Origin of the sequence: Helicobacter sp. NHP22-001 (assembly GCF_030270165.1) — a bacterium.
In the GTDB taxonomy this organism is placed as follows: Bacteria; Campylobacterota; Campylobacteria; order Campylobacterales; family Helicobacteraceae; genus Helicobacter; species Helicobacter gastrofelis.
The window spans coordinates 74720-87862 of sequence record NZ_BSWS01000004.1 but is presented as its reverse complement, the minus strand read 5'-3'; the positions used below and the strand labels follow the sequence as shown (position 1 = coordinate 87862).

The window sequence follows — 13143 nt, the reverse complement described above, 5'->3', positions numbered from 1 at the left end:
CAAGCTCCAAGTTTGGAAAATAAATTCTAGCAACGCCTCGTGGCGTTTGTCTATGGTTTCTTTGTCCTAAGTGCTGTTGGTTGCAAAGTTTTTGATTTCTTGGTGTTGCAAGAGGGGAGAGGCTTCATAACTGGCTAATTTCTCTTCAAAAGGTTGATTGCCTATGGAGATGTTATGCGACTCGCCGATGAGCATGAGATTGCCTATTTTATGCAGATAACACCCTGCAACAAACGCCTCATCGTAGGCGCAATAACCACTAGCTGGGTGTTGGTTGGTTTCAGTTTGTGGGGCGATGTGCTCGATCTCGGGTTTTGTGATCTGCAAGGTGTGGTTTTTTGCACGCACATCCCTTTGGCGCAAATGGTTTTCATAGCGTTTGAAGATATAAGGGGCAATGTTGCCTAGTTTGTAGCTATCTGGCATGAGGGCGGAGCGCATGGCATTGTCTGTCCAATAACCCATGTTTTCATAGACATTTTTAATCCCCGCCACCAAATCCGCAACACTCGTAAAAGTTTTTAAAACCCAGTTGAGTTTTGAGCGTAAATCGGCTCTCGTCCGCACGACTTCATCTCTAAAAGCCACGATTTCTAAGGCTCTAAAAACCTGTTCTAGCTTTTGCGCCTTATCCCCCTCATTTCTAAAGAGTCGGTAGGCTTTGAGGATAAAGGGATAGGGGAAGGTAACCCCTAACTCCAAGAGATGATTTTTATACACACTTGGTTGTTGGTAAAACTCTTTTAAATCAAAAAAGGCGTTTTTGAGTTCCTTAGTGTAATTAGAAATCCACTCCAGTTTTTTCTCGCCCGCTTCAATGCCCTTCAATTCCTGTTTATAGTTTTGATCATCCTCATTTTCGCGGTAATAAAACCCAAACCCCGAGCGAGACACATTAAAATAATCTAAAATTTTATCTTCATCGGCATTTGCCATGCCATTGAGGGTGCGTTAGATTTCTTCAAAAATGCCTGCCATTTCTTTGAGTCTGATTTCTGCACCTTGCGAGTCGCTGTAGGTGTAGATTTGGTAGGTGAGATAACTTTTAAGTTTCTCCATATGAGTCAGGTGTTCGCCGCGGTTATTTTGCAATTCAAACATCAACACAGAATCTTTTTTATTGCCAAAATCCATGTAGAGCAACCTGGCTTTCTTGAGGGTGTCCACCATTTCTAAGAGCTTAGAAAGAGGGTAAGCATCCAAACTTTTAATGAAAAACGCTTTGGCGTTTTTGATGCGCTCTTGAGATGGGGTTTGGGGGGCATGTTTGTTATCATCGTTGCGGATGATCGCATCGTGGAAGTAATCGCGGTCGTATTCCACCGCCTGCAGTCTTGGGATTTGCCTAAAAATGAGAAAATCTTCCTTGAGGTATTGCAAAAACTCTTCATTTGTAGCCCCCTCGCTCAATGCCCCATCTTTAGCCTTGTTGCTGAGCACATGGTGCATGGCACAGATAAAAATTAAAATCGTGGTGATCCGTTGTTGCCCATCAATGATATCTATGTGCGGGTGATCTTGCATGTTTTCTAGCAAGACACTGCCAAAGAAATAAGGGTTGTCCCCTTTTTGTGGCTTCCTCCAAATCCACTAAAAACTGTTTCCAGTGCTTTTCTTTCCACGAATACACCCTTTGGTAAAGGGGGATTGTGTAGGGTTAAAATTTGCCTTTTTGATGAGATAAGATATAAGGGTGCAAGATATAGACAGAATCCACTTTTAACAAATCATAAGAGCGCAAAAAACTAAGCTCCAAATCCCTAGATTTTTAAAGAGGGGGCTATACTTGGGGGGCGGTTTTTAGAGCTTGGCATACCTGGGAGGTGGTGTCGTTGTGGAGGGGTTGACTATAATGGCGAGATTCTCACTTTCTATTAACTCCAAGCAGGCACGATTGCACCCCTTTAGGGCATTTGTGTGGATCAAATGGCGGTTGTGGCGTTTATTTTGGCTTGTGCTAGGGCGATTAAATCCCTATCCACCCCGATCACCTTTTTAAACCCCCCTTGAGTGAGAAACGCCCCCGCCCCACAGGCACTATCTAGTAGGCAATGCTCTTTAGGCTGTAAATGGGCGTTAAGCATAGAAAACGCCCCTTGCACCAAGAAAGGGGGGTTAAAAACTGCCTAAATTGATTTTCTCAAGCGGGCTTAAAGGGCTCAAGCAAGGGTTTCTTGCATGGTTTTTAGCACTAAGGAGCTGTTTAAATGGGGGGCAAATTGGGCGAAACTCAGCACCGCTTGGGCGATGAGCATCGCCTTGCCGTCAAAGGTTTGTAGGTTGTGCTCTTGTGCTAGGCTTAAAAAGGGGGTTTGGTGGTAAATGAGATCGTAGGCATATTTAGCCTGCCTAAACAAGGCTTTTAATAGACTCTTCTCGCAGGGTAAACTATTGTCCTTTAGCCCGGCGGTTGTGGTGTTGACGATTAAATCATAAGCAGCAGAGGGGCAATCTTTAGATAAAAAACAAGGCACATTTTGGGCTCGAAAATAGGCTAATTTTTCTGCACTTCTATTACACACCACCACTTCAACGCCCCTTGATTGTAAGGCGCACACCACAGCCCGCGCACTGCCCCCAGCCCCAAAAACCAACGCCCTAGCAAGCTTAAGCCCCTTTAAGGGGGCTAAAAAGCCCTCTATGTCGGTGTTGTAACCCACCACTAGCCCCTCTCTTAACACCCAAGTGTTCACCGCTTGGATTTCTTGGGCGAGCCCCTCCACCTTGTCGCTTAAACTAAACGCCGCTTCTTTAAAGGGCGTGGTGATGTTTGCCCCATAGAGCCCGAGCTCTAAAAAACGATGTTTCAACTCTGCGGGGCTTTCTAGCAAAATGGGGCGGTACTCCCCCCTAAAGCCAAGTTCTTTTTCATAGTGCTCAAACACGGCATTGTGAAGAAGGGGGGATTTGGAGTGGGCAATGGGGTTACCAAAGACAGCATAAAGGCGCATTTATTGATCCTTTTTTAAAAGTGGCAAATACACCCAACCTTTTTCTATCCGACCCCAACCCTCTTTCACCTCGAAAACACGCACCTCTTGACCTTCTAGAACTTTTGCCACCACAGGGGCGTGGGTGCTCGGCTTAATGCGGACATTGATGACACTCACACTCGCACGATAAAGTGTGTAGGGGGGCTCTTTTGTCCCCTCTTTTGCCTCTTTAGCATGCTCTTTGGGGACTTGCTCTTGGGTGGTGGTTTTTTGCGCCTCTTTGTTTTCTATGGTTTTAGCTTCTTTGCTCGCCTCTTTGTTCTCTAGGGTTTTTGTTTCGCTTTTGGGGGCTGCTGCCTCCTTGTTTTCTTTGCTCTCTGTGCCCCCCATGGGGGTTGCCCCTTTAGAGGCTTCTTTAGCCTGTTCTATGCTTTTCTCTTGTTCTTGTACTTTGGATGGCTCTATTTGCGCCTGCTCTGTGCCTTTGGGTTTGACCTCAGCCACAAACACCCCCACATACATGCCCAAACAAAGCAACACCACCCCCAAACCATAGCCATACAATTTAAAAAATCTCACTGCCATATTCACTCCAAAAATATAATTTCTTGCGCCCCACTTTTAAGTGTGCCTAAGTAAAAGCCCCCTGCCTTTTCTAACACCTTTAAGTTTTCACAAGGGGCGATCGCCACCATCCCCACACCCATATTAAAAACCTTTAAACACTCGGCAAGCTCTAAATGTTCTTTAAGCCAGCTAAAGACGGGCATATCTGGCAAGGCTTTTAACTCTATTTGCGCGCTTAAAGTCGGGGGCAAAACACGCTCTAAATTACCCCTTAATCCGCCCCCAGTGATGTGGGCTAGGGCATGGATTTTGTCCTTTAGGGCAAGTAGGGGGGTGTAAAGTTTTGTGGGGGTTAGCAAGGTGTCTAAACTTGAAGCACTCTTGGGCTTGCTCTTTAAAATTTCTCTCACCAAAGAAAAGCCATTGCTATGCAGACCACTGCTTTTAAAACCCACTAAAATATCCCCTGCTTGTATGTTATCTTTCTTATTTAAGTCGCTTTTCTCCGCCACGCCCACACAAAAGCCTGCCAAGTCAAACTCCCTAGGGGCATACACCCCCGGCATTTGTGCGCTCTCCCCGCCTATGAGCGCACAACCCGCTTCTTTGCACCCTTTTGCCATGCCTTCAATCAAGGCTAAGGTTTGGCTTGGCTCTAGCTTGCTGGTGGCAAAGTAATCTAAGAAAAATAGGGGTTTGGCAAAAGCACAAATCAAATCATTGACATTCATAGCCACTAAATCCAGCCCTAAGTTGTAAAGTTGCCTTGCTTCTTTGGCAAGTTTTAATTTTGTGCCTACGCCATCGGTGCAAGAGATCAACACGGGCTCTTTATAGCCACTAGGCATGGCATAAGCACCAAAAAACCCCCCCACGCCCTGCAAAACGCTTTCATTATAGGTTTGGCTGGCTAAAGGGGCAATGGCTCGGATTAGGGCTTGTGCCCTGTCTAAATCCACCCCGCTTTGCTGGTAAGTCCTAACTTGCACTAGCGTTTCTCAAAGTCAATGCGCGGATCAACAAGGGCATAGGTCAAGTCGCTAATAAGATTAACCAATAACCCAAGTAGCGTAAAAATATATAAAGAACCAAAGACCACGGGGTAATCTCTATTAATCAAGCTATCAAAACTAAGCAACCCTAGCCCGTCTAAACTAAAAATAATCTCAATCAATAAACTCCCGCTGAAAAACACCCCCAAAAAGGCACTAGGAAAACCTGCAATGACTAAGAGCATGGCATTTCTAAAGACATGCCCGTAAAAAATGCGGTTTTCACCAGCCCCCTTTGCCCTTGCGGTGATTAAATACAACTTACCCATTTCATCTAAAAACGAGTTTTTCACAAGCAAAGTCAAGCTTGCAAAGCCCCCGATACTCATACACAGCACGGGCAGGGCAATGTGCCATAGATAGTCCTTGATTTTGCCAAAGGTGTTTAGGGTGTCGAAGTTGTCGCTCACTAGCCCCTTTAGGGGGAAAATGTGCCAATAAGTGCCGGACGCAAAAAGCACAATCAATAAAAGGGCAAAGATAAATGAGGGGATCGCATTAGCCACCACCACCGCCACACTGCTGGCAATATCAAAGCCCGAATTGTTGCGTCTTGCCTTTAAAATCCCTAGCGGGATAGAGATGAGATAAATGAGTAGCGTGCTAAAAAAACCCAAAGAAATCGACACGGGCAGTTTTTCTTTAATCAAATCCACCACGCTGATTTGGCGGTAAAAACTCTGCCCGAAGTCAAAGCATAGGTATTTTTTAAGCATGAGGACATAGCGTTGCCAAAGGGGTTTGTCAAAGCCATAGAGTTTAGTAAGCTCCTTATAAAGGGCACTGTCCATGCCTTGTGCCCCCTTGTAACGGCTTTCATTCAGTTGGGCTTCTTTTAGGCTTAGACTCTTGCTTTCTTGGTTGGTGGCGTTTGTGAGCTTTGCCATCATCTGCTCCACGGGACCGCCCGGGGCACTTTGGATAATGAAAAAATTTAGGGTGATGATCCCGAAGAGAGTGGGGATTAAAAGCAAGAGCCGTTTTAGGGTGTAAAAGAGCATTAGGGCTTTCTCTCTAGGTTTTTATCCCACCACAGATAGGGCGAAAAGCCATAGGGGGGGTTTTTAAGCATGGCGAGTTTATCCCAATAGGCGATGCGCCAAAAGGGGGCGTGGAAGTGGGGGATCACATAAAAGCCCCACAAAAGCACCCTATCTAGGGCACGCACGGCGGATATTTGGTTTTGGCGGTCTTTGGCTTTAATCACCATGTCAATCAAGCCATCGATCGCTGGGTTAGCAATGCCGGCGTAATTTTGGCTACCCGCTTGTGTGGCACTCTTACTCCCCCAAAAATAGCGTTGCTCATTGCCCGGGAACAAGGATTGCCCGATACTGCCGACCACCATGTCGTAATCAAACTTCTTCACCCGCCCCATATACTGGCTCAAATCCACCCTTTGCACTTGCATATTAATCCCCAAAACCTTTAGATTCTTGGCGTAAGCTAAAGCTAATCTCTCAAAGGCTTCGTTATTTAAAAGCATGGTGAAAACAAAGGGTTCTTTGGTTTTGGCGTTGATGAGTTGGTTGTCTTGCACCACATAACCGGCTTGCTTTAAAAGGGCTTGGGCGTATTTTAAATTCTCCCGCCGATTTTGCCCGAGTTTCACCGCCCCGTTTGTGCGTGGTACTAAATAGGGCGTGGTGAAAATCCTTGGGTTGTACTTTTCTAGCTCAGGTTTAAATTTCTCTAAATCTTGCAATTCTTGCCCTGTAGGCAAACCGCTAGACGCAAAGACAGAGTTACTAAAATAGCTGGTGGTGCGTTTGTATTGTGAGAAAAAGAGATTTTTATTCGCCCATTCAAAGTCAAAGGCGTAAAATAGGGCTTCGCGCACTCTTATGTCTTTAAAAAGCTCGCGTCTAGTATTCATAAAAAAGCCTTGCATGCCAGAAGGCAGGGCGTGTTTAAAAAGCACCTTATGGATACGCCCGCTAGAAATCCCCTTACCCACATACCCCCTAGCCCACACCTTCGCCGTGCTCTCAAACCGCCAATCATACGCCCCACTTAAAAAGGCTTGCAAAGCCACCGAGTCGTCCTTGTAATAGTCAAAACGCACCAAGTCAAAGTTGTATGAGCCCCTTTGCACGGGCAAATCCTTCGCCCAGTAGTTTCTGTTGCGCTGATAAGTGATTTGCTTACCTATGGCAAAGTCTTTTATCGTGTAAGGTCCGCTAGAGACGGGCACTAATAGGGGGTCGTTGAAATTATGGGTGTCAAAGAAGTGTTTAGGCAAGATTTGTAATTGCCCTAAGATTAAAGGCAATTCGCGGTTGTGGGTGTTTTTAAAGCTGAATTTCACATGCCATTTATCTAGCACGATGGCTTCTTTAATGTCGCTGTAATACTGCCTAAAAACAGGGCTGCCCTTTTGCATGAGAATGTCAAAGCTAAACTTTATATCGCTGGCTAAAATCGGCACGCCATCGCTGAACTTCGCCCTTTTGTCGATCCCAAAAATCACATACGAATTGTCCTTAGCCACTTCTATGTCATTGGCGATTAGAGCGTATTCAGCATAGGGCTCATCTAGGCTTTGGGCTAGTAGCGTGTCATAGACGAGCTCTAAACCGCTTGCCTTTGTGCCTTTGAGTAAAAAGGGATTTAGGCTATCAAAAGTGCCTAAAGCGTAGTTTTTGAGTAGTCCGCCTTTGGGGGCGTTGGGGTTGGCGTAGTTAAAATGTGTGAAGTTTCTTTGGTATTTGGCTTTTTCGCCTAGAGCGATAAAGGGGCTAGCCCAAAGCCACACCCCACATAGCACAAACGCTAAAAATTTCACACCAAGCCCATGAGCGTTTTGGCTTTGCCGTAGGTCGCTTGTGCTAGGGGGCGCACTTTTGCACACCCATCATTTAGCACCTTTAAGACATAATCAGGGCTTTCTTGTAGCCGTTTATAATTCTCTTGTATGGGCGTTAGGGTGCTAATCAAAAGCTCAATCAAGGCATTTTTAAAATGCCCGTAACCCTTGCCTTGAAAGTCATTTTCTATTTGTGCTCGGCTTTGCCCGCTTAAATTCTCATAAATGCCAAGTAAATTATACAGCCCTGCCCTTGTGGCATCAAAGGCAACCACACCCATAGAGTCGGTGGTGGCTTTTTTGATTTTCTTAGCGATTAAATCCGGGGTGTCTAGCAAGAACAGGGCGTGCAAGGGGGCTTTATGTGATTTACTCATTTTAATGCTGGGGTCATCTAGCCCCATCACCCTAGCCCCACTTGCAGCGATCAAAGGCTCAGGCACGACAAAGCACGCGCCATAATCTCGATTAAAGCGTTGGGCTAAATTTCTTGCCAACTCTAAATGTTGCTTTTGGTCTTCGCCCACAGGCACGGCGTTGGTTTGATAGAGCAAAATATCTGCTGCCATCAACACAGGGTAGGCAAAGAGCCCTGCACTCACCTGCTCTTGCTTGGCACTCTTGTCTTTAAACTGGGTCATACGATTAAGCTCGCCCATGCCTGCTATGCAGTTTAACAGCCACGCTAAAGCCCCATGCTCGTCTATTTGGCTTTGGATAAATAAACTAGACTTGCTAGGCTCAATGCCACAAGCTAAAAGTAAAGTTGCCATTTCTAGGCTTTGGGCGTGCAATTCTTTGGGGTCTTTGGGGATGGTGATGGCATGTGAATTAACAATACAAAAGATATTTTCATAAATATCTTGGGCTTTTACCCATTGCTTGATTGCCCCTAGATAGTTGCCTAAATGCACCCCCCCGGTGGGCTGAATGCCTGAAAACACTCTGGCCTTACTCATATAAGCTCCCCAATAAAAAATATAGCTTCATAGCTTAGGCTGGCATAGGGGGCATGCAATTTTAAAGCTTTCGCCTTAGAAAAGGGCAAGCTGCCGCCGCCTAAAAGTCCGCCTTTTTTGAGCTGTTGTAAAAAGCTCTCTCTGTCGTTAAATTCTTGTTTGAATGTTTCAACCCACATGGTTTGTTTAAACCCCTTAAAACTTTGCTTTAAAATGTCCTGCACTTCTTTAGCCCCCCTTAAAGGCGAGTGGGTGTTTAAGAAGGCGTGCAACTCGTGCAAACTGGCAGCGGTGTGTATGGCTAACGCCACACGCTGGCAACAGCACGACAAGTGCCGACACAACTTGCCTAGATTGTCCGCCCATTGCAAAGACGATGCCCCAATGGCTAAATCACTTTGGGTGAGCTTAACGCTCTCAAAGTCGCCACACTCTAGGCGGACACTCTTGGCGTTTGGGCTGGTTGTGGGGTGTAAGGCGAGCATTTGGCTAGAAATGTCTAGCCCCACAAATTCGCCCACTTTTAAGCCCAAAGATGGCAGGGCTTTTAACACATTGCCGCTCCCACAGCCCAAATCTAAAACCTTAGCGTAAAACCTATCAGCCAAAGGGGTAAGCAGAGCTTGCACCATGCGATCTTGTACGCTTGAAAAGCGTGCGTAAGTTTTGGCACTCTTGCTAAAAGAGTGGCACACCGCTTCACCCACAAAGCCCCCTTTCATGGCTAAAGCCCTAATTTTAATAAAATTTTGCTAAAATCGCCATTTAATCCTTGCACTTTGGAGCGTGTGTTGAGTAGTCTGTTCTTGGTCTTACAGATTGTGCTGGCTGTGTTGATTGTCATTGTGGTGTTGTTGCAAAAAAGCTCAAGCATTGGGCTGGGGGCGTATAGTGGGAGCAATGAGTCGCTCTTTGGGGCGAAGGGCCCGGCAAGCTTCATGGCAAAGGCGACTATGGTTTTGGGCTTTTTGTTTCTCACAAACACCATCACTTTGGGCTATTTCTACAATAAAGAATACAACATTAGTTTGATTGACAACGCCCCTAAATCTGCCCCCCTTGTGCCCTTAGTGCCTAAAAACCCCACACAGAACAACCCCCTAAGCAACCCCTTATTGTTGCCTAAAACCGAAAACCACCCCCTAGCCGTACCCTACAAGCACGAAAAACACAATGTGATCCCCCTACCCGAGCACAAGCCACACACAGAGAGCAAGAAAGACAGCAAAGAAACTAAAAAAGAGAAAAAGGACTAGCCATGTTAGAAGACATTTACAAGCACACCAAAGAGCAAATGCAAAAGAGTTTGCAGGCCTTGAGTAAGGATTTCACCACCCTAAGAAGTGGCAGGGTTTCAATCAGCTTAGTCGATCATGTCCGCGTAGAGTATTACAACACCCCCACGCCCTTAAACCAAGTCGCTTCCGTGATCGCCACAGACGCTTCGACAATCACAATCACCCCTTGGGAGAGAGGGCTGCTTAAAGACATTGAAAGGGCATTGCAAGAAGCAAATATTGGGGTTAATCCTAGCAATGATGGTGAAAATGTCAAACTTTTCTTCCCCCCTATGACGATGGAGCAGCGTAAAGAGATCGCCAAAGACGCGAAGGCGATGGGCGAAAAGGCGAAGGTGGCGATCCGCAATGTCCGCCAAGAGGCGAACAACCAAATCAAAAAGCTAGAGAAAGACAAAGCCATTAGCGAGGATGAGAACAAACGGGCTTTGGCTGAGGTGCAAAAATACACCGATGACTTCATTAAAAAAATAGACGAGCACACCAAAGCCAAAGAAGAAGAAGTGCTAAAGGTGTAAGGCTATGGATATTCGTAAAATCTACACCGATTGCGGCGCACTCTTAGAGGGGCATTTCTTGCTCTCTAGCGGCAACCACTCTAATTTTTACTTGCAATCTGCCAAAGTCTTAGAAGAGCCTAAAATTGCCGAAAAATTAGCCCAAGCTTTAGCCCAAGAAATCCAAAAAGCAAAATTAGGGGCTGAAACCATTTGTTCCCCGGCTTTGGGGGGGATTTTAGCCGGCTATGAGCTGGCACGGGCTCTTGGCGTGCGTTTTATCTTCACCGAGAGGGTGCAAGGGGCGATGGTTTTAAGACGGGGCTTTAGCGTTAAAGAGGGCGAAAAGATTTTAATTTGTGAGGATATTATCACTACGGGCGGATCGGCGATGGAGGCTAAGACGTGCGTGGAAAGCTTAGGGGCAAAAGTCGTGGGCTTTGCCAGCCTTGCCAATCGGGGTATTTGTGAAAGAGGCTTAAAGCCCACACATAAGGGGGCGTGCAAATTGCCAAATTTGCCCTTTTTTGCCCTAGCGGATTTTAACTTTGAAATGTATCCGCCAGAGACCTGCCCCCTATGTCAGCACAGCAAACCCATTAAGCCGGGCAGTCGAGGCAATTAAATTGGGGCCAGCCAAGCAAGGTGGCTTGGCAAAGAGGGCTAGACTAATTTAGGTTTGACCCCCCCCTCGTATTTGATCTCCAACTCTTCCACCCGTTTTTCAAGCTGGGCGATTTTCACCACATGGCGATTTGGCATCACCACAAGGGGAATGTCCTCAAGTTTACCCTTCACGCGCTTGGGCCCGTGGTGATCCCACACGGTGGCGATGAGCTCCTCGGGGTTTTCCTCGCCCCAAGAGCCGTAGTAGTAAAGGTCTTTGGGTGGCTCGTCCTTGACATGTTTTTTTACAAACTCATCATAGGGTAAGCCCCTTTTCAAGCGGGCTTTGCGCTCATTGGCGCGTAACTTGGCGGTGGCTTGCTCATCCACAACAAAGGTTTCCTTATCCCACACGACTTTATAAATATTTGAAGCAACATGCTCAGAGATGCGCCCGATTTGTAAATCCTCCATCACCAGCTCAGGGTCGCGCTCTAAGACATCGCCATAGCCCCCCCCGCACCCCTGCGCGATCATGTACAGCTCACCCTCTTGGGAGCGGTCGAATTGCAAGCCCATATGGTAGGTTGTATAAACTCCGCCTTTAAATGGGCGCTCATTCATCACCCGCTCCATAGACAAGTCAAACTCTTCGGGATTTTTCTTGATGATGTCAAAGATGTTGATCCCCTTCACCATTGCCAGCGGATAAGTGGCACACCCATAGCCCCCAAAGAGCCCGGGCACACTAGAGAATTTTGCCCCAGAGGTAACGGTCATAAAGCCCCACTCGGGCGTGTTGCGTGCCGCCACGATCATTTCATAGCCCATGCCCCCTCGATATTTGCCAAAGCCTTGGTTATCGCGCACCACACGCTTACTGACTAATTGCAAGAAAGGCACTTCTTCTTCCATCACCTCTTGCTCGCCGATGTCTGCCATGGCGCAAAATAGGGGAGCAACCGCGTCCTCGCCATCTCTAAAGGCTTTCGCCCCTCCACCCATGCCATTCAAGTCGGCGCATAAATTCCCCACCTGCTCGCCATGTTGCGTCTCTCCGCCCCATAAGAAGTCGTTGATTTGGTTAAACCACGGAGCGAGCACATTGGCGTATTTGGTGTGCATGGAAAATTGCAATTTGGCATAGGCGATTTGCAAGGCACTAAAGGCGCGGAAAGAAGCTTGCAAATTCTGTCCGTTAGGCGCGTCATAAGAGCAATCCCCCCAAGTGCCTTCATCGGAGATGATCTCAATGGGAGAGAGCGCGCCTGTGGAGCGGGGCAGATCGGGCCACCAGTGGTTTAAGATCGCTTGGGCAAAGAATGCCTTTGTGGAAGCTAGGGGTGAATTGATCGCACGGTTGATGATCTCTTTGCCCGAGCCCCTTAAATCCACGGTCATGTGATCGCCCTTGACCGTGATTTTACAAGCAAACTTGATCAAGATATTCTCTTTGAGCGTGGAATCCACAAACTGCTCCACAGTTACCATGCCATCGGGCATGGCGGCGATGCGGCGGCGCACCTCGTTTTCCACATCCTCCACAGTCATGCGGATCGCCCCCACAAAGGCATCGATCCCATACTCATCGATCATGCGATCCACAATGTCCATCACACGGCGCACCGCCCCCATTTTAACCTTAATGTCGGCGAGCATGAGTTTAGGATCGCGCGTGGAGTGCTGCAAGAAAGTCAACAAGTCGCGGCGCAACTTGCCCCTCTCCACGATTTTCATCGGGCTGCCCCTAAGACCATCGTCAAAGGGGGTTTCAGAGCCGGAGGGCATCCCACCGGGCTCACACGCCCCGTTTTCGCCCTCGTGGATCGTCGCCCCCACCCATGCGATGATTTCGCCATTTCTAATCACGGGGGTGAGCATGGACTGGTCCGTGTTGTGCACGCAGCCAAAGCGCGCATCGTTGTGGAAGAAGCCATCGCCCGGGTGGATCCCCACGGTGGGTTCATCTTTCCAATACTTCATAATGTAGCGGATCGGGTGGTGTAAGACGGCGGCAAAGGCGATCACGCCCCGATTGGACATGTAGCACACATCCCCGCTGGCTGTATAAACCGCCACGGACAAGTCCGCCCACTTCGCCCCGGGGGCTGCGCCCATGCTCTCGCACATTTCAAAGGCCTCATCGAGCGAGCCACTCAGGCGGCGACGAATCCTATCGTATAAAAGTGGATCGCCCCCTTTTTTAAGCACCTCTTCCTCTAAAGGCGTGCGCGTGGCGATCGAGTGGTGGCGCATGATCGCCGGGTCTGGCCCTAAAAAGAGCGTGGTTTCGTTCATAAAATCATCCACCCACGCCTGCTCTTCAGCACTGAGCACCTTTTTATCGCCCCCATGGGTGTGGTGGTTGTGGGCGTGGGGGTGGTTGTGGGCGTGGACATGCGTCCCTTGATTGTTCTTTGGCATC

13 protein-coding genes and 1 pseudogene are annotated in these 13143 nt (G+C 47.7%); 3 read left to right on the top strand and 11 right to left on the bottom strand.

Going from position 1 to position 13143, the window contains the following annotated elements:
- Positions 1-66: 66 nt before the first annotated feature.
- The 10 genes from QSJ47_RS04800 to QSJ47_RS04755 all read right to left on the bottom strand — a co-directional run bounded on the left by QSJ47_RS04800 (position 67) and on the right by QSJ47_RS04755 (position 9024).
- Entirely contained in the window at positions 67-936 is an 870-nt protein-coding gene (locus QSJ47_RS04800) for an HNH endonuclease family protein (RefSeq protein ID WP_285602602.1), read from the bottom strand.
- A 15-nt stretch (positions 937-951) separates the two neighbouring features.
- Entirely contained in the window at positions 952-1536 is a 585-nt protein-coding gene (locus QSJ47_RS04795; RefSeq protein ID WP_285602601.1) for a DUF262 domain-containing protein, read from the bottom strand.
- A gap of 386 nt (positions 1537-1922) precedes the next feature.
- Positions 1923-2084: a hypothetical protein gene (locus QSJ47_RS04790; RefSeq protein ID WP_221272360.1), complete on the bottom strand. Its 162-nt coding sequence runs from the start codon at positions 2082-2084 to the stop codon at positions 1923-1925.
- A gap of 75 nt (positions 2085-2159) precedes the next feature.
- On the bottom strand, positions 2160-2951 hold the full coding sequence (locus QSJ47_RS04785) for a shikimate dehydrogenase (RefSeq protein ID WP_285602600.1): 792 nt from the start codon (positions 2949-2951) through the stop codon (positions 2160-2162).
- Complete coding sequence (locus QSJ47_RS04780; protein ID WP_285602599.1) at positions 2952-3518, bottom strand: SH3 domain-containing protein; 567 nt, start codon at positions 3516-3518, stop codon at positions 2952-2954.
- 2 nt (positions 3519-3520) lie between these two features.
- On the bottom strand, positions 3521-4489 hold the full coding sequence (gene purM, locus QSJ47_RS04775) for a phosphoribosylformylglycinamidine cyclo-ligase (protein ID WP_285602598.1): 969 nt from the start codon (positions 4487-4489) through the stop codon (positions 3521-3523).
- Positions 4489-5553: a microcin C ABC transporter permease YejB gene (locus QSJ47_RS04770; protein WP_221272364.1), complete on the bottom strand. Its 1065-nt coding sequence runs from the start codon at positions 5551-5553 to the stop codon at positions 4489-4491. The genes purM and QSJ47_RS04770 overlap by 1 nt, the downstream gene beginning before the upstream one ends.
- Positions 5553-7337 (bottom strand): extracellular solute-binding protein, encoded by a 1785-nt coding sequence (locus QSJ47_RS04765; RefSeq protein ID WP_502875118.1) that lies wholly within the window; start codon positions 7335-7337, stop codon positions 5553-5555. Before QSJ47_RS04765 ends, QSJ47_RS04770 begins: the two co-directional genes overlap by 1 nt.
- A complete protein-coding gene (gene trpS / locus QSJ47_RS04760; protein ID WP_221272365.1) occupies positions 7334-8317 on the bottom strand; it encodes a tryptophan--tRNA ligase in 984 nt (327 codons plus the stop codon). The genes QSJ47_RS04765 and trpS overlap by 4 nt, the downstream gene beginning before the upstream one ends.
- Positions 8314-9024: a methyltransferase domain-containing protein gene (locus QSJ47_RS04755; RefSeq protein ID WP_260321676.1), complete on the bottom strand. Its 711-nt coding sequence runs from the start codon at positions 9022-9024 to the stop codon at positions 8314-8316. Before QSJ47_RS04755 ends, trpS begins: the two co-directional genes overlap by 4 nt.
- An 84-nt stretch (positions 9025-9108) precedes the next feature.
- On the opposite strand from QSJ47_RS04755, the pseudogene secG reads away from it, so the two are divergent.
- From secG to pyrE, 3 genes and pseudogenes are all read left to right on the top strand, one after another.
- Positions 9109-9570: pseudogene (gene secG / locus QSJ47_RS04750) on the top strand (preprotein translocase subunit SecG); the annotation flags it as partial.
- 5 nt (positions 9571-9575) lie between these two features.
- Positions 9576-10133: a ribosome recycling factor gene (frr, locus tag QSJ47_RS04745; RefSeq protein ID WP_221272368.1), complete on the top strand. Its 558-nt coding sequence runs from the start codon at positions 9576-9578 to the stop codon at positions 10131-10133.
- Positions 10134-10137: 4 nt separating this feature from the next.
- The gene (gene pyrE / locus QSJ47_RS04740) at positions 10138-10737 is read left to right on the top strand and encodes an orotate phosphoribosyltransferase (RefSeq protein WP_285602597.1); all 600 of its coding nucleotides are present in this window, start codon (positions 10138-10140) and stop codon (positions 10735-10737) included.
- Between the two features lie 38 nt (positions 10738-10775).
- Here pyrE and QSJ47_RS04735 read toward each other — a convergent pair whose 3' ends face one another.
- Positions 10776-13142, bottom strand: coding sequence for a hydantoinase B/oxoprolinase family protein (locus QSJ47_RS04735; RefSeq protein WP_285602596.1), 2367 nt, complete (start codon positions 13140-13142; stop codon positions 10776-10778).
- Between the last annotated feature and the right edge of the window lies 1 nt (position 13143).

Bases quoted from the DNA above. Each gene is read 5' to 3' on its own strand.
- QSJ47_RS04800 (WP_285602602.1), bottom strand. From the start codon at position 936: ATGGCAAATGCCGATGAAGATAAAATTTTAGATTATTTTAATGTGTCT.
- QSJ47_RS04790 (WP_221272360.1), bottom strand. From the start codon at position 2,084: ATGCTTAACGCCCATTTACAGCCTAAAGAGCATTGCCTACTAGATAGT.
- QSJ47_RS04785 (WP_285602600.1), bottom strand. From the start codon at position 2,951: ATGCGCCTTTATGCTGTCTTTGGTAACCCCATTGCCCACTCCAAATCC.
- QSJ47_RS04780 (WP_285602599.1), bottom strand. From the start codon at position 3,518: ATGGCAGTGAGATTTTTTAAATTGTATGGCTATGGTTTGGGGGTGGTG.
- QSJ47_RS04770 (WP_221272364.1), bottom strand. From the start codon at position 5,553: ATGCTCTTTTACACCCTAAAACGGCTCTTGCTTTTAATCCCCACTCTC.
- trpS (WP_221272365.1), bottom strand. From the start codon at position 8,317: ATGAGTAAGGCCAGAGTGTTTTCAGGCATTCAGCCCACCGGGGGGGTG.
- frr (WP_221272368.1), top strand. From the start codon at position 9,576: ATGTTAGAAGACATTTACAAGCACACCAAAGAGCAAATGCAAAAGAGT.
- pyrE (WP_285602597.1), top strand. From the start codon at position 10,138: ATGGATATTCGTAAAATCTACACCGATTGCGGCGCACTCTTAGAGGGG.
- QSJ47_RS04735 (WP_285602596.1), bottom strand. From the start codon at position 13,142: ATGCCAAAGAACAATCAAGGGACGCATGTCCACGCCCACAACCACCCC.